Origin of the sequence: Pseudomonas neustonica (assembly GCF_003797945.1) — a bacterium.
Lineage (GTDB): Bacteria > Pseudomonadota > Gammaproteobacteria > Pseudomonadales > Pseudomonadaceae > Halopseudomonas > Halopseudomonas neustonica.
The window spans coordinates 1-14,019 of sequence record NZ_RKKU01000025.1; the positions used below are offsets into that span (position 1 = coordinate 1).

Below are 14,019 nucleotides of genomic sequence, written 5' to 3' on the forward strand. Positions count from 1 at the left end.
CAATTTGTTGTTGCCAGTAGTCTGTTCGCTGCTGCATGGCCATATTTGATTCCTCGCGTAGGTGACGATGGAATCAGTGTGGGATGGAAATTGAACGGGAAACAGGTGCTGATTTGTTGGCGCTTACTGAACATCGCCAGGGTGGTAGCGGGTAAAAATCCGAACTCCACGAGTTAATCGATAAATTCTGCATTTAGACGAGCCCTACGACTCTAGAATTTAGCGACACTACTTGTTCTTCAGGCCGAGCCTGACGCGCTAGCTGGGCACGTACCAAATCAGCATTTAAATTTTGGCAGACGCCAAATACCCATGAAAGCTTTGCTAATGGCAGGGCATATCCGAAGCCCGCGGCCATCAATGATGACTGCGGGACAACCCTCTGCGGCCTAAAGATACACACCATAACCCCCTGAGGAAATGCCAAAGGACTGGTGAGCTGGGCGCTGAAAGCAACAGCTTCCCAATGCCTTTATGGCCTGATTCTAAGCACCGTCATGCGCTATTTATATACCGCGGCGGTTTTTTTTTAATGGTCCAAACGTTTAAGAGATAGACCCAATTTAATTATTAATAATTTATAAATATCAAAGATATACAAATAATTTCCGGACTATAACGGAAAAAGAACCTGGACAAAACTCAATCGACCGGCCTCCGCCACCGGATTTTCAACCCGGCATGTCGAGCGATCTAGTCAAAATTCAGCCAGATAATCCTGGCACCCAGCTCTGATGCACGGCCTCGATGAAAAGAGCCAGCCCATGCCCCCCGCTCCCCTCCAGGGATCGGTTTCCGGCGCAGCAGATTCAATCGTGCTAGCAGCAGCACACAACGCCGTCCACACGCCTATGAGGAACTCTCAAATGGTTAAAAATCTGACTTCGGTTAGGGGCAGGGACGCGTGCGTGGGAAGCGTCAAATTATGCGGCCCTGCCCCAACCGGAGCGCCTCACCACGCACAGCTGCACCACCAACAAACACAGGTAAAAAAATGATGAAAAAACCCATGAAAAGAGCGGCCAAGAGAAATTTTGGTTTTGGTCGTCAGCTCAGATATTCGATGTCTCACGCACTGAATATTTTTTACGGTGACCGTGATCATTACGGCACCCGGCGAACGCACAACTATCGGCTACGGATTTTTGCAAGATTCTGCAGAAAAAAAGGATTGGTCGACGCGCGATTGATTACCCAGTCGACCCTCGATTCATACGGGGAGTACCTGAGGTGTCGTTTGGAGGGTGATTACGTTTGGCCAGATGGAGATGCAGACAAGTCAATCTCGACAGCGTATGCGCACAATCTGATCTCGACCGCGAACACGGTACTGTTCGCAATGCGCAGAAACTCGAAGATCGAGCTATCAGCACTACGCGCCTTGAATACGTCTCGAAGCCATGTCCGAGAGGAGCCAGCGAATGCAGATCAAGGAGCCGTCACTCAAGCGGTCGCAAAGATGTTAGACCAAGGAGATAGGCGAGGCGCAGCGGTAGTTTTGTTGGCTCGCCATTGGGGCATGCGCGCTCAGGAGGCAACCTTACAAGATCTCCACCGAATGCATCGTGAGATTTTGATGACTGGTGGCGCCTGCATCCTGGAAGGCTGCAAAGGAGGCCGTAAAAGCACTGACCGTTGGGTATCAGCGACGCCTGAACGGATAGAGTCGCTAGAGTTCGCATTGCGGTCTCGCCCAATCGGGTCTCGATGTCTGCTGGAGGAGGCAGAAACGGTAAAGCTATTTTATCAACGAGAGCTAAATAGGTGTCGTCGCGTGCTTCGTTCTTTCGACATTATCAGCTATCGAGAATTGCGCGCGGCGTTTGCTGCAGACGTTTATGAATCTGCCACAGGCATACAACCCATGACCGGCCGTCATGTTCCTCGAGAGCTCGATAGAAAAGCCAGGGAAGAAGTAGCCCGGGTTCTAGGCCATGGCAGGGCCCAAATATCTAGCTGCTATGTGGGTGGATATTGATGAATATCAGCCTGGTGTTAAGGCGCCTGCGTTTTGAAGGCAAATCCTCTGAGATATCCCAGAGAAAAGTCATCGGTCGCCTGAACAAAATATGCAGGATAATAAGTGAAAAATTTCCTGAGGTTCAGCGACCTGACCAAATCAAACTCAAACACCTGCAATACGTCAGGAATGAAGGATTGGCCGGGTACAGCGCTGCTACTACTGTGGACTACAAACGCACTATCGTTATTTTGGTGGAAGCATTGGAGAGGCAGAGAGACTGGTTACCTCCTTTAAAACTGGAAAAGGACCCGAGTAAAGGTGGTCGTCCGTCTTCGACACAGGTGATCTGCAGCGGAGCCAGGAACCGAAGAGGTGTGCGTTGAACCGGGATCCGATTGTGCTCTGCGCTTCGAGGTCGACATTTAACATCGTCGCAAGAATAATCACATCTGTAGTAGACCAGACGCAAAAAAGCCCCAACAACCGTTGCTGGTATGTTGGGGCTTTTGTTGGCAATAAACCAAAATCGCTCGCAAGCTATTGATTTAATTACAAGTATGGCGGAGAGTCAGGGATTCGAACCCTGGGAACTGTTGCCAGTTCAACGGATTTCGAATCCGTCCCGTTCGACCACTCCGGCAACTCTCCAAGTCGGTGCGCATGGTAGCAGCTTTCGCCTGTTTGACGGAAGCTGCCGGCGCGTTCAGGGAAGTTCGACGCCCAGACGCTTGGCGACTTCTTCGTAGGCTTCGATCACGCCGCCCAGGCCCTGACGGAAGCGGTCCTTATCCATTTTCTTGCGGGTTTCTTTGTCCCACAGACGGCAGCCGTCGGGACTGAACTCGTCGCCCAGCACGATTTCACCCTTGAACAGACCGAACTCCAGTTTGAAGTCGACCAGCATCAGGCCAGCGTCATCAAACATGGCTTTGAGTACGTCGTTGACCTGCAGGGTCAGCTCCTGCATGCGCGTGAGCTGCTCGGCGGTGGCCCAACCGAAGGTGACGACGTGCGACTGGTTAATGAAGGGGTCACCCTTGGCGTCGTCCTTCAGAAACAACTCAAAGGTCGGCGGCGTTAGCGCCATGCCCTCTTCAACACCCAGGCGCTTGACCAGGCTACCGGCCGCGTAGTTTCGCACTACGCATTCGACCGGAATCATGTCGAGCTTTTTGACCAGACACTCGGTATCGGACACCAGGCGATCGAACTGGGTAGGAATACCGGCGTCCTGCAGTTTTTGCATGATGAAGGCATTAAAGCGGTTGTTAACCATGCCTTTACGATCGAGCTGTTCGATCTTTTTCCCATCAAAAGCGGAGGTGTCGTTACGGAACAGCAGGATCAGCCGGTCCGGATCATCTGTGGTGTAAACCGATTTGGCCTTACCGCGATACAGTTCAGTACGTTTTTCCATTATCGGCTCCCGCTTTGCGCGCAATGGTGATGGGATAATCCCGAAATCGTCTGCCAAGGCAGGCCCTGATTCTGCTCTGCCAGCAGCAATTCGCCAGACCAACCCGCTAACGCATCAGTTAATGCGTCACGCGCCAGTTCTGGCCGGTTGTTTTTTTCACTGATGTGGGCAACGGCAATGTGCTGCAACTGCTCCAGATCAATCATGCCCAGCAGGCTGGCAGCCTGCTGATTACTCAAATGCCCCAGTTCTCCGCCAACTCGCGCCTTAAGAAAGCCAGGATAGGGACCGTACGCCAGCATGTGCGGGTCATAGTTGGCTTCCAGAAAGAGCGCATCCAGCCTGGCGTATTGCTCTACGATCCAGGGTGTAATGCTGCCAGTGTCAGTCAGCACTCCTAAACGCTCGCGGCCATTATCAAACACAAACTGACAAGGCTCGCGCGCATCATGGGGCACCGCGACCGGGCTGACTTCCAGGTCGCCTATCAACAGCGGACTGTGCAGATCAATCCAGCGCAAATCCAGGCCTTCCTGACGCAAGGCGTAACCCGTGCCGGGCGTCAGGTAGACGGGCAGATCGAAACGACGTGCCAGCTTTGCTACACCCTGAATATGATCAGAGTGCTCGTGCGTCACCAGTATCGCCGTCAGCTGATCACCACCGATACCTGCCTGACGCAGGCGCTGCTCGGTGGAGCGCAGACTGAAGCCGCAATCTACCAGCAGCCGGGTGTTGCCCTGCTCGATCAGCGTACCGTTACCCTTACTACCACTACCAAGGGAACAGTAGCGCACTAGCTCAGGGCCCTTCGTTCAGGTTATCCCGGATCTTCTGCAGCAAGTCGCGGGCGACAGTGCCATCAGCGGCCTTTTCGATGCCAGCGTCTACTGTCACTTCAATACGATTAGAGACTGGCGTCAGGCGCACCTGGATCTGGCTCGCCGCCGCGCTCTCGTCTTTCTCGTCTTCGTCGTCGCCGCCAAACCAGCCAGAGAAGAAACCAGGTTCTTCCTTGTCGCTACGCGTCTGATCCAGGTCGACGTAGTACACACCGGAGCTGCGGTTAAAGTCGGTTACCAACACATCGGCACGCGAGAGAGAGTCACCGACTTCAACCCAGGCACGATTAAAGTCAGTGCTCATCGCCAGCACGCTGTTGCCTGCGCCGTCCTGCTCAAGGGAGGTCTGGATCGGACCGATGTTGGCAAGACTGGAGCCCTGGCCACTGTTGCGATTGGCTATGCTCTGGTTGAGGTAGGTTTCCAGCTCGGCCAACAGGCCGCGCTCGAAGCCAGAGATATCGGACCGGCTTGGCCACTCGCTGTCATCATCGCCGATATCGCGGCTTTGATGAATGACTCGCACTTCGCTGGAACCGGCATTGACGCCAGGCTCAAGACGGATGCGAAAACGCTGCTCTTCGCCATCGATACGACGCCCTTCTTCCAGCGTTGGCAGCAAGCGACGAACCAGTGGACTGTAGGCTCCCTTGGAGAAATCCATCCAGTCAGTCGAAAACTGGCTCAGCGCGCGGTCATGCTGCGCCATTGGCACTTGATAATCTGCCCAGAAACGCTCTAGCAAAGGCCATACGTCAGTCGCCGGCAATTGCGCCAACAACCAGCGGTCGCGACCATCCTGCTGCAAGGAAAAGGCGGCAGTATCAGCGCTTGCCAGCATGGGCTGAGGGCGTGGGGTTTCATAATCCTTCGCGGAAACCCCTGTGGCAGAAATCTGCCCTGGAACTGGCAACAAGTCACCAATCGGCTTGCTCTGCAGATCCGCTGGCACCGTCATGCGTGGTTGCACTTGCGCGTCCTGGTAGTCACTGCCGCGATCGCGGAAATAACCTTCATCGCCCATCAGATAACCACAGCCGCTGAGGCTGGCCAGTACACCTATAGTCAGTGCGCTAAGCACAGGCTTCATAAACGTTTCCTTGGTAAACAGGTTTCCGGTTTGATCAAAGCAAGCCGCACTGACGCAGGGCTTCATGAACCGTATCGTGACAACGTGAGCTAAGCGGGGTTAGCGGCAAACGAATACCGTCGGCGATCAGCCCCATTTCCAACAGCGCCCACTTCACCGGAATGGGGTTGGACTCGATAAACAGTGTTTTATGCAGCGGCATCAAGGCATCGTTCATGCTGCGTGCTGCATCATGATCACCACGCAAGGCGGCCGCACACAGCTCGTGCATGGCGCGCGGTGCAACGTTGGCAGTGACCGAAATATTGCCTTTGCCGCCCAACAGGATAAGTTCTGCGGCGGTAGCATCGTCACCGGAATAGACTGCCATGCGGTCGCCTACGCGCTGGATCACTTCCGCTGCGCGCTGCAAGTCACCCGTAGCCTCTTTGATACCGACGATATTGCTGATATCCGCTAGACGCTCAACGGTTTCCGGCAACATATCGCATGCGGTACGGCCTGGAACGTTGTACAGAATCTGCGGAATGGCGACGGTTTCAGCGATATGCTTGTAATGCAGATACAAACCTTCTTGCGTTGGCTTGTTGTAGTAAGGCGTTACCAATAGCGCCGCATCGGCTCCGACGCTGCGGGCAGCTTCAGTCAGCTCGACCGCTTCGCGGGTGGAGTTGGCACCGGTACCGGCAATAACCGGAATACGGCCAGCAACCTGCTGTACCACGCGCCGAATGGCTTCCTTGTGCTCACCCATATCCAGGGTGGCGGACTCGCCAGAGGTGCCCACGGCAACAATGCCATCGGTGCCATTTTCCAGATGAAAGTTAATCAGGCGCTCAAGTGCCTCCCAATCAAGATTCCCGCGGGAATCCATCGGTGTTACCAGCGCCACCAGGCTGCCTGAAATCATGCAACTGCTCCACTTGAAACATTAAACGACAATGGTACTTTCGCCGTGCAGCCAGCACAAGGGACGCCCACACTCAAATAGCACCTGTTGGCCGCTAAAACTGGCAGTTGAACCGCCGGGAGCAGGCTGTGACAATAGCCGCTGCGTTTTCGTGTGCCAACCGGCACTCGTTACCCCTTTTTTTGAGGATCATCATGTCCAGCACCCCCAGTCAACGCGATCAGTATCTGGTCATCAACGTGATGGGTCAGGAAACGACGGCGCTAGCCAGCATGCTGACCCGTCTGTGCACGGAACAGCGCTGCAGCATAGTCAACAGCCGCATGAGCCGACATGGCACGTGCGCAGTGCTGTTGCTTCAGGTCAGTGGCAATTGGGACGCGCTGGCCAGACTCGAAACCCTGTTGCCGCCGCTCGCCAAGCGCGAACACTTTGTGCTGTCGATGAGCCGCAGCCAGAGCATTGAGGAGCGCCCGCAGGCCCTGCCCTACAATGTCTTTGTCACTGCAGCGCAACGACCGGAGCTGGTCGGCGAACTCTGCACTTTCTTCCAGCAGCTCAGCATTGACATTGAAGACCTGCAAAGCTTTACCTACCTGGCGCAGCATACCGGGACAGCGATGATCAACCTCACGCTGACCATTGCCATACCCGCGAGAACGCAGCTTAGCTGGCTGCGAGAGCAGTTCCTGGATTTCTGTGACGAACTCAATCTTGATGCCGTGATCGAACCCTGGCGCCCTTTGCACTGAACCTGACGAGGCAACTATGACCATCGAACTCAACAAGCCACTCCCCGCGTTTACAGCCAAAGCGACCAACGAGCAGACCGTCAGCCCCGAGAGCCTGGCGGGCAGCAAGGCGGTGATCTACTTCTACCCCAAGGACAACACGCCCGGCTGCACGACCGAAGGCCAGGACTTCCGTGATCAGTTTGCCGCATTCCGCGACGCTGGCGCAGTAATCTATGGCGTTTCGCGCGATAGCCTGCGCACCCACGCCAACTTCAAGGCCAAGCATGAGTTTCCCTTTGAGCTGATCAGCGACCCGGAAGAAGAGCTGTGCAAGCTGTTTGACGTAATCAAACTCAAAAAGCTCTATGGCAAGGAGTACGAAGGTATTGAACGCAGCACCTTCCTGATCGATGCCAAGGGCGTGCTGCGGCAGGAGTGGCGCAAGGTCAAGGTGCCCGGGCACGTGGCCGACGTACTGGCGGCCGTGCAGGCGCTTGATTGAGTAACCGCCTGGTTACCCTGCAATGCTTATTGCGGGGTAACCGAGGCGTCCGAGGTATCGCTGGCGGCTTCCAGACCACGCGGCCAAGCGTAGAGCACAGCCTTGAACAAGGTGGCCAGCGGAATAGCAAAGAACACGCCCCAGAAGCCCCACAACCCGCCAAAGATAAGCACTGCGGCGATGATAGCGACCGGGTGAAGATTAACTGCCTCGGAAAACAGTACCGGCACCAGCACGTTGCCATCGAGCATCTGGATCACGCCATACACCACCATCAGCACCATAAACTCGTTGCTCAAGCCCCACTGAAACAGGCCAATCATGGCAACGGGAATAGTCACCACCGTAGCGCCTATATAGGGCACCAGCACCGACAACCCCACCAGAACGGCCAACAGGGCTGCGTAGTTAACGCCCAAAATGGCGAACGAGATGTAGGTCACGACCCCCACGATAAGAATCTCAACCGCCTTGCCACGTATATAGTTACCGATTTGCTCATTCATTTCCTGCCAGACGAGCTTCATCAGCCGTCGCTCGCGGGGTAAATGGCGCACCAACCAACCGGTCAGTTGCTGGCTATCCTTGAGAAAGAAAAACACCAGAATCGGCACCAGTACCAGGTACACCAGCATGGTGATAACAAAAGGCAGGCTGGACAGCGACTGCGACAGTACCCATTGGCCAAATTGCCCCACCTCGCCATTGACCGACGAGATCAGGCGCTCAATCTGGGTTTCAGTCACGATAGAGGGGTAGAGCTCGGGCAAATGCATAAGCTGGTCCTGCCACTCACCAATCATGCGCGGCGCTTCATTGAACAGATTCAACATTTGCCGCCAAACCAGCGGCAGAATAACGCCCAACAGCGCAGCCAGGGCGCCGAGAAAGACCAGGAATACCAACCACACCGCGACCCAGTGCGGGAAATGCCAGCGTTGCAGACGCGTGACCAGCCCCTGCAGCAAGTAAGCGAGCACCACCCCCGTCAGCAACGGCGCGAGCTTGTCCCCAAAGGTGATGATGATGGCGAAACCCAACGCCAGTACAACAGCCAGCACCACAGCCTCTTCATCAGAAAAGTAGCGCTGAACCCAACCTTGAAACACTTTTAACATGGTAATTATTCTGCTTTGCGCAACCAATAAAGGAATTCGCCGTCCAATTCGCGGGCGGCCAATAGCTGGTGACCAGAGAGTTCGGCAAAGCGCTGAAAGTCACGCTGCGAACCGGCATCCGTAGCCACCACATGTAGAGTCTGTCCTGATAGTATGCTGTTAAGCGCCTGCTTGGCTTTCAGCAAGGGCAAAGGGCAGCTAAGACCTCGCGCATCAAGATAACAATCGAAAGGCAGGTTTTGTGACTCAGAGACCATGCATACACTCCAGAACGAATGGGCCACAGTATAGCCTTGTCAGCACGCCGACAGACAACTTGTACTCATGGGTATGAAGCAAAATATGACAACGACAAGAACACCCGCTGCACGCTGGCTATCAAGTGCTTTGCTCGGCGCTGCTCTGGTGCTGCCTGCACTGCCTGCGCAGTCCGACGACGGTTATAACCTGCCCACCTTGGGAGACACCAGCTCTTCCATGATGTCACGCGAGCAGGAATACCAACTAGGCCGCACCTGGCTGACGATGCTGCGCGGCGCGGTACCGACACTGGAAGATCCGCAGCTCAAGAGCTTCGTTGAAAGCCGCGTCTACGCGCTGGCAGAAACCAGTCAGCTAGCTGATCGGCGGCTGGCCTTTGTCATGATCGACAGTCCACAACTAAACGCCTTCGCCGCACCCGGCGGCGTTGTCGGCGTAAACGCCGGGTTGTTCTTGCACGCGCAGACTGAAGCTGAATTTGCCTCGGTAATGGCCCACGAACTGGCTCACTTGTCACAACGGCATTTCGCGCGTGGCCTGGAGCAGCAACAAAAGATGCAAGTACCCTTCATGACAGCCATGCTCGCCAGCATAATACTGGCCGCTGCGGGTGGCGGTGACGCCGGCTTTGCGGCGCTGGCCTCGACCCAGGCCGCCGCGATTCAGGAGCAGCGCCGCTTCTCGCGACAAAATGAGCAAGAAGCTGACCGTATTGGCCTGACCAACCTGGTCGCCGCTGGCTACGATCCGCTGGCGATGCCCAATATGTTTGAGCGCCTGGCACAACTGAGCCGCTTCGACTCCACTCCGCCCGAGTTCTTGCTGACACACCCGGTTAGCCAGTCGCGTATGGCTGATACGCGTAACCGTGCAGCGCAGCTACCCAGTGGCGGTGAAGACGATACAGTCGAGTACCAGATGATGCGCGCACGCGTGCAGATTCATTACGAGAGTAGCCCGGGGCTCTCAGCGAAACGCTTTCGCATACTGCTGGATGAACACGACGGCAACCATGACGCTGCGCGCTATGGCCTAGCGCTAGCGCTAACCCGTGGCGGCCAGCATGACCAGGCAGAAGAAACCCTGGCACCGTTACTGGAGAAAGAGCCGCACAATCTTACCGTTGCTCTGGCCCAGGTCGAAATCGATAATAACCGTGGCCGACTAGCATCAGCCCTCACTCGCACGCGAGAGCTGTTGCGCAACTATCCTGGCAACTATCCGCTGCAATTTATTGAGGCCGACTTACTACTCAAGCAGCAGAACTACGCCGAGGCCGAGCAAGCCATCAACCGCTTGGCGAGCCAACGCAGCGACGATCCCGATGTCTGGTACCTGGCTGCAGAGATCCGCGGATTGGCGGGCAATATTCTGGGCGTTCATTTGGCTCGGGCCGAGTACTTTATGCTGACAGGCGATACCGACCAGGCCGGCGAGCAGCTTGATCTTGCGCTCAAGCGCGCCAACGGCAGTTTTGTCATGAGCTCACGTATACGCGCACGCCAGGACGAACTGGCGCGCCAGCGCAGGCAGATTGAATCGCTTTAAGACATAGATCCGCTAAATGGATCAACCTTGTCAGCCAGAAGACACCGCGGCGACTGAGCACACTCAGTCGCCGCTAGCGTTCAGGCGTTACCCTTTACCGCCATATTGGCTAAACGGGTGAAGTCGAGCATGCGATCAAGGGGCTTGACTGCACGTGGTATCAGCTGAGCATCCACCAGAATCTCATCAGTGCCCTGCTCCAGGCTTTGCAGTACCCGGGGCAGCGTGTTCATTGCCATCCATGGGCAGTGCGCGCAGCTGCGGCAGGCCGCGCCATTACCCGCAGTAGGGGCATCAATCAACAAGCGGTCAGGCGCAGCCTGCTGCATCTTGTAAAAAATACCGCGATCGGTCGCGACGATGAAGGTGGGGTTAGGCAACTCCTGAGTCGCCTTGATCAACTGACTGGTAGAGCCGACCACATCCGCTAATTCGACGACTGACTGCGGCGACTCCGGATGCACCAGCACTGCGGCCTCTGGATGAACCTTGAGCAAGTCTTCCAGCGCTTTGGCCTTGAACTCCTCATGCACGATGCAAGAACCTTCCCACAGCAGCATGTCTGCGCCAGTTTCGCGCTGAATATAGTTACCCAGGTGTTGATCGGGGGCCCAGAGAATCTTCTCACCCTTATCCATCAAATGCTCAACGATTGGTAGTGCGCAACTGGACGTCACGACCCAATCTGCGCGCGCTTTGACCGCCGCCGAGGTATTGGCATAGACCACCACAGTGCGATCTGGATGCTGATCACAAAACGCGGAAAACTCATCAATCGGGCAACCGATATCCAGCGAGCAGGTCGCCTCGAGCGTCGGCATCAGCACGCGCTTCTCCGGACTGAGGATTTTAGCGGTCTCACCCATAAAGCGAACACCCGCAACCAACAAGGTGCTGGCGGGATGATCTCGACCGAAGCGCGCCATCTCAAGGGAGTCAGATACGCAGCCACCGGTCTCTTCAGCCAGCTCCTGCAGTATCGGGTCGGTATAGTAATGCGCTACCAGCACCGCGTTGTGCGCTTTGAGAGAGGCCGCGATACGGGCTTTGTAATCCGCCTTTTCTGCGTCGCTCAGCAGTGCTGGAGCCTTGGCATCAAGGTGTGCCTGCACCAGCAGGCGTTCAGAAATCTGCGACATATTCTCATCCATCCGGAGAACAATAGAAGACCAGGATTGTATCACGCCGCGCTGATGCAGCAGACATGCCGAAGGCGGCTGCGTTACAGGCAGGCTAACGCCGTACCCATCAGCTGGCGTCGACTAGCAGGAAGCTAAAACTGAAGTGCAATGAGAAACAGAACACCGCAAAGCGAGCAATACAGACTCTATGCCTGCTGGCAGACCGCAGCAAATAAGGATTTTAAAGCGAATATCAGGAGGGATCCAAAATGGTGGGTCGTGTAGGATTCGAACCTACGACCAATTGGTTAAAAGCCAACTGCTCTACCAACTGAGCTAACGACCCGTTTGGACGAGCGGTATATTACTGATTTATCAGTTAAATTCAAGCTTTTTTAACACAACCCAATCTTCAACGATAGCGCGTGGGATCCACAAGCCCCGCAGCAGCAAAGCCTTCGGCACGCAGACGGCAGCTGTCGCAGCGACCACAGGCTAACCCGTGCTCGCTCGCCTGGTAGCAGGATACGGTCTGACTGTAATCCACCCCAAGACGAGTACCAGCCTGCACAATTTCGGCTTTACTCAAATGCTGCAGTGGCGCCTGGATACGAAAACCATCCCCTTCAACACCTTCGCGCGTCGCCAGGTTCGCCAGCAGCTCGAAGGCGGCGACAAACTCAGGTCGGCAATCCGGATAGCCCGAGTAGTCCACCGCATTGACACCAATGAAAATATCCCGCGCACTCAGCACTTCTGCCCACCCGAGCGCCAATGCCAGAAATACGGTATTGCGGGCCGGAACGTAGGTCACCGGGATGCCCTGCTGCGCCTGCTCCGGCACTGCCACGTCGGTATCTGTCAGCGCGGAGCCGCCCATACCATCGAAATCAAGGCCAATCACCTTATGCTCGACCACCCCGACAGCTTTCGCCAGCGCCTTTGCGGCGTTCAGCTCGGCTCGATGCCGCTGGCCGTAATCAAAGCTGATGCTGTAACACTGATAACCCTGCGACTGCGCCATCGCCAGCACCGTTGCGGAGTCGAGTCCGCCGGAGAGCAGAACGACCGCTTTAGCGGGAGTATGAGCCGTGGTCATCTAAGGTATCCCAGTGAAGTGGGTAATCGGAGGGCTTAAACCAGAAAAGGCAGCTCGCCAAACAGCGAGCTGCAAAAACAGAAAACGCGGCCAGATGGCCAAAAAGCTCAGTTAAGGGTGTTCAGTTCGCGCCCAGCTAGTTGCGCGGCGGATGAGTCTGGGTACTTACTCACCACTTGCTGAAACAGGTCACGCGCTTTGTCATCGTGCCCCAAGCGACGTTCAACCTCACCCAACTTGTACATTGCATCCGAGCCCTTGCGATGGTCCGGGTAGCGGCTAATCACCTGAGCGAAAGCTTTACCAGCGGAATCAAGATCGGACTGGACCAAATAAACCTCACCCAGCCAGTACTGCGCATTACCTGCGTATTGACTGTCGGGGTAGCGGCGTAAGAAAGCGGTAAAGGCCTGAATAGCCTTATCAAAATCGCGCGTTTTGACAAAGTCAAAAGAAGCGTCATACAACAGCTTTTCGCGCTCCGGATCTGCGGGTGCCGGGGTGGCACTCTCTTCCGGCGCGGAGGCAGCAGGGTCGCCCGACAATGGAGCACCGGTGATTGGCTCTGCAGCCGATGAAGCAGAAGCGCTCTGACTGGACAACCTACGATCAATATCTTCGTAGCGCTCCAGCTGATCGCGTTCCATCTGTTTCAACTTGTAGCCCTGCTCTTCGAGCAGGCCACGCAGCATGGTTACTTCCTGCTGCAGCTGATACAGCTGTTGGTACAACTGGCCTTCACCAGAAAGGCCAGCCGTGGTCTGAGGGGCTACAGAGGAGCCCGGATAGTTGGTGCCGGCATTACCCGAACTACCTTCTGACACCGGCACCTGCGCCATCGCGCCCATGGGTGCGAGAACACAAGCAAGTACAACTCCTCTGAAACCTTTCATAAGACCTCTTTTATTACTTGCGCAGCTCTACGCGACGATTCTGAGCCATGCTTTCTTCGCTAGAACCCATTACAGCAGGCTTCTCTTCGCCATAGGAAACCAGTTCCAGTTGCGCAGGAGAAACGCCTTGCAGTACCAGGTAGCGCTGAACAGCAGCAGCACGACGCTCGCCCAGAGCCATGTTGTATTCACGGGTGCCACGCTCATCAGTGTGACCTTCCAGAACAACGCGGTTACCGGCAGCTTTCAGATCCTTGGCATGAACATCAAGAGAGCGCATGGCCTCTTGCTTCAGCTCGGAACTGTCGTATTCAAAGTAGAACGTGGTAACGGCACGCAGAGCGGCTTCTTCACTGCTCATACCGTTGTCCATACCTGCGCCAGAAGTGCCTGCGCCGTAACCAGCGTTAGGATCAACTGCACCAGTGCCGGAAGCGTCGCCGCCCTTGGACGAACAACCTACAACAACGCCGAAAGCAACAACCAGAGCAGCCATTTTACCGAACTTGATAACTTCCATG

14 protein-coding genes and 2 tRNA genes are annotated in these 14,019 nt (G+C 55.5%); 4 read left to right on the forward strand and 12 right to left on the reverse strand.

Translation table 11 applies throughout. The annotated features are described in order from the left end of the window. Window positions 1-1,977: 1,977 nt before the first annotated feature. Window positions 1,978-2,346 carry a hypothetical protein gene (locus EF096_RS15965; RefSeq protein ID WP_123890796.1) on the forward strand — a complete coding sequence of 123 codons (369 nt, stop codon included), beginning with the start codon at window positions 1,978-1,980 and terminating at the stop codon, window positions 2,344-2,346. Window positions 2,347-2,521: 175 nt separating this feature from the next. Here the strand turns inward: EF096_RS15965 and EF096_RS15970 are convergent. The 5 genes from EF096_RS15970 to dapA form a co-directional block, all read right to left on the reverse strand. Continuing rightward, window positions 2,522-2,611: transfer RNA gene (locus tag EF096_RS15970), tRNA-Ser, on the reverse strand. A 55-nt stretch (window positions 2,612-2,666) separates the two neighbouring features. Further along, on the reverse strand, window positions 2,667-3,380 hold the full coding sequence (purC, locus tag EF096_RS15975) for a phosphoribosylaminoimidazolesuccinocarboxamide synthase (RefSeq protein WP_123890797.1): 714 nt from the start codon (window positions 3,378-3,380) through the stop codon (window positions 2,667-2,669). Continuing rightward, window positions 3,380-4,177 (reverse strand): MBL fold metallo-hydrolase, encoded by a 798-nt coding sequence (locus EF096_RS15980; RefSeq protein ID WP_123890798.1) that lies wholly within the window; start codon window positions 4,175-4,177, stop codon window positions 3,380-3,382. The genes purC and EF096_RS15980 overlap by 1 nt, the downstream gene beginning before the upstream one ends. 4 nt (window positions 4,178-4,181) lie before the next feature. Continuing rightward, on the reverse strand, window positions 4,182-5,312 hold the full coding sequence (bamC, locus tag EF096_RS15985) for an outer membrane protein assembly factor BamC (RefSeq protein ID WP_158611303.1): 1,131 nt from the start codon (window positions 5,310-5,312) through the stop codon (window positions 4,182-4,184). A gap of 34 nt (window positions 5,313-5,346) precedes the next feature. Then, the gene (gene dapA / locus EF096_RS15990; protein WP_123890800.1) at window positions 5,347-6,222 is read right to left on the reverse strand and encodes a 4-hydroxy-tetrahydrodipicolinate synthase; all 876 of its coding nucleotides are present in this window, start codon (window positions 6,220-6,222) and stop codon (window positions 5,347-5,349) included. Between the two features lie 194 nt (window positions 6,223-6,416). Here dapA and EF096_RS15995 point away from each other — a divergent pair, with 194 nt between their 5' ends. Both EF096_RS15995 and EF096_RS16000 read left to right on the forward strand, forming a co-directional pair. Further along, a complete protein-coding gene (locus EF096_RS15995; protein WP_123890801.1) occupies window positions 6,417-6,974 on the forward strand; it encodes a glycine cleavage system protein R in 558 nt (185 codons plus the stop codon). Window positions 6,975-6,990: 16 nt separating this feature from the next. After that, the gene (locus tag EF096_RS16000) at window positions 6,991-7,458 is read left to right on the forward strand and encodes a peroxiredoxin (RefSeq protein ID WP_123890802.1); all 468 of its coding nucleotides are present in this window, start codon (window positions 6,991-6,993) and stop codon (window positions 7,456-7,458) included. Window positions 7,459-7,484: 26 nt separating this feature from the next. On the opposite strand, the gene EF096_RS16005 is transcribed toward EF096_RS16000, so the two are convergent. Next, window positions 7,485-8,576: an AI-2E family transporter gene (locus EF096_RS16005; protein WP_123890803.1), complete on the reverse strand. Its 1,092-nt coding sequence runs from the start codon at window positions 8,574-8,576 to the stop codon at window positions 7,485-7,487. Window positions 8,577-8,581: 5 nt separating this feature from the next. Beyond that, window positions 8,582-8,833 carry a sulfurtransferase TusA family protein gene (locus tag EF096_RS16010; protein ID WP_123890804.1) on the reverse strand — a complete coding sequence of 84 codons (252 nt, stop codon included), beginning with the start codon at window positions 8,831-8,833 and terminating at the stop codon, window positions 8,582-8,584. An 85-nt stretch (window positions 8,834-8,918) separates the two neighbouring features. Here EF096_RS16010 and EF096_RS16015 point away from each other — a divergent pair, with 85 nt between their 5' ends. Beyond that, window positions 8,919-10,385 (forward strand): M48 family metalloprotease, encoded by a 1,467-nt coding sequence (locus EF096_RS16015; RefSeq protein WP_123890805.1) that lies wholly within the window; start codon window positions 8,919-8,921, stop codon window positions 10,383-10,385. 80 nt (window positions 10,386-10,465) lie between these two features. On the opposite strand, the gene nadA is transcribed toward EF096_RS16015, so the two are convergent. From nadA to pal, 5 genes are all read right to left on the reverse strand, one after another. After that, window positions 10,466-11,524 (reverse strand): quinolinate synthase NadA, encoded by a 1,059-nt coding sequence (gene nadA, locus EF096_RS16020; protein WP_123890806.1) that lies wholly within the window; start codon window positions 11,522-11,524, stop codon window positions 10,466-10,468. Window positions 11,525-11,776: 252 nt separating this feature from the next. After that, window positions 11,777-11,852, reverse strand: a tRNA-Lys gene (locus tag EF096_RS16025). Window positions 11,853-11,918: 66 nt separating this feature from the next. Next, window positions 11,919-12,605: a 7-cyano-7-deazaguanine synthase QueC gene (queC, locus tag EF096_RS16030; RefSeq protein WP_123890807.1), complete on the reverse strand. Its 687-nt coding sequence runs from the start codon at window positions 12,603-12,605 to the stop codon at window positions 11,919-11,921. A gap of 107 nt (window positions 12,606-12,712) precedes the next feature. Further along, complete coding sequence (gene ybgF / locus EF096_RS16035) at window positions 12,713-13,498, reverse strand: tol-pal system protein YbgF (protein WP_123890808.1); 786 nt, start codon at window positions 13,496-13,498, stop codon at window positions 12,713-12,715. Between the two features lie 13 nt (window positions 13,499-13,511). After that, complete coding sequence (gene pal / locus EF096_RS16040; RefSeq protein WP_123890809.1) at window positions 13,512-14,018, reverse strand: peptidoglycan-associated lipoprotein Pal; 507 nt, start codon at window positions 14,016-14,018, stop codon at window positions 13,512-13,514. Between the last annotated feature and the right edge of the window lies 1 nt (window position 14,019).

Coding starts and splice junctions, on each gene's coding strand:
- EF096_RS15965 (WP_123890796.1), top strand. CDS start 1,978: ATGAATATCAGCCTGGTGTTAAGGCGCCTGCGTTTTGAAGGCAAATCC.
- purC (WP_123890797.1), bottom strand. CDS start 3,380: ATGGAAAAACGTACTGAACTGTATCGCGGTAAGGCCAAATCGGTTTAC.
- bamC (WP_158611303.1), bottom strand. CDS start 5,312: ATGAAGCCTGTGCTTAGCGCACTGACTATAGGTGTACTGGCCAGCCTC.
- dapA (WP_123890800.1), bottom strand. CDS start 6,222: ATGATTTCAGGCAGCCTGGTGGCGCTGGTAACACCGATGGATTCCCGC.
- EF096_RS15995 (WP_123890801.1), top strand. CDS start 6,417: ATGTCCAGCACCCCCAGTCAACGCGATCAGTATCTGGTCATCAACGTG.
- EF096_RS16000 (WP_123890802.1), top strand. CDS start 6,991: ATGACCATCGAACTCAACAAGCCACTCCCCGCGTTTACAGCCAAAGCG.
- EF096_RS16005 (WP_123890803.1), bottom strand. CDS start 8,576: ATGTTAAAAGTGTTTCAAGGTTGGGTTCAGCGCTACTTTTCTGATGAA.
- EF096_RS16010 (WP_123890804.1), bottom strand. CDS start 8,833: ATGGTCTCTGAGTCACAAAACCTGCCTTTCGATTGTTATCTTGATGCG.
- EF096_RS16015 (WP_123890805.1), top strand. CDS start 8,919: ATGACAACGACAAGAACACCCGCTGCACGCTGGCTATCAAGTGCTTTG.
- nadA (WP_123890806.1), bottom strand. CDS start 11,524: ATGTCGCAGATTTCTGAACGCCTGCTGGTGCAGGCACACCTTGATGCC.
- queC (WP_123890807.1), bottom strand. CDS start 12,605: ATGACCACGGCTCATACTCCCGCTAAAGCGGTCGTTCTGCTCTCCGGC.
- ybgF (WP_123890808.1), bottom strand. CDS start 13,498: ATGAAAGGTTTCAGAGGAGTTGTACTTGCTTGTGTTCTCGCACCCATG.
- pal (WP_123890809.1), bottom strand. CDS start 14,018: ATGGAAGTTATCAAGTTCGGTAAAATGGCTGCTCTGGTTGTTGCTTTC.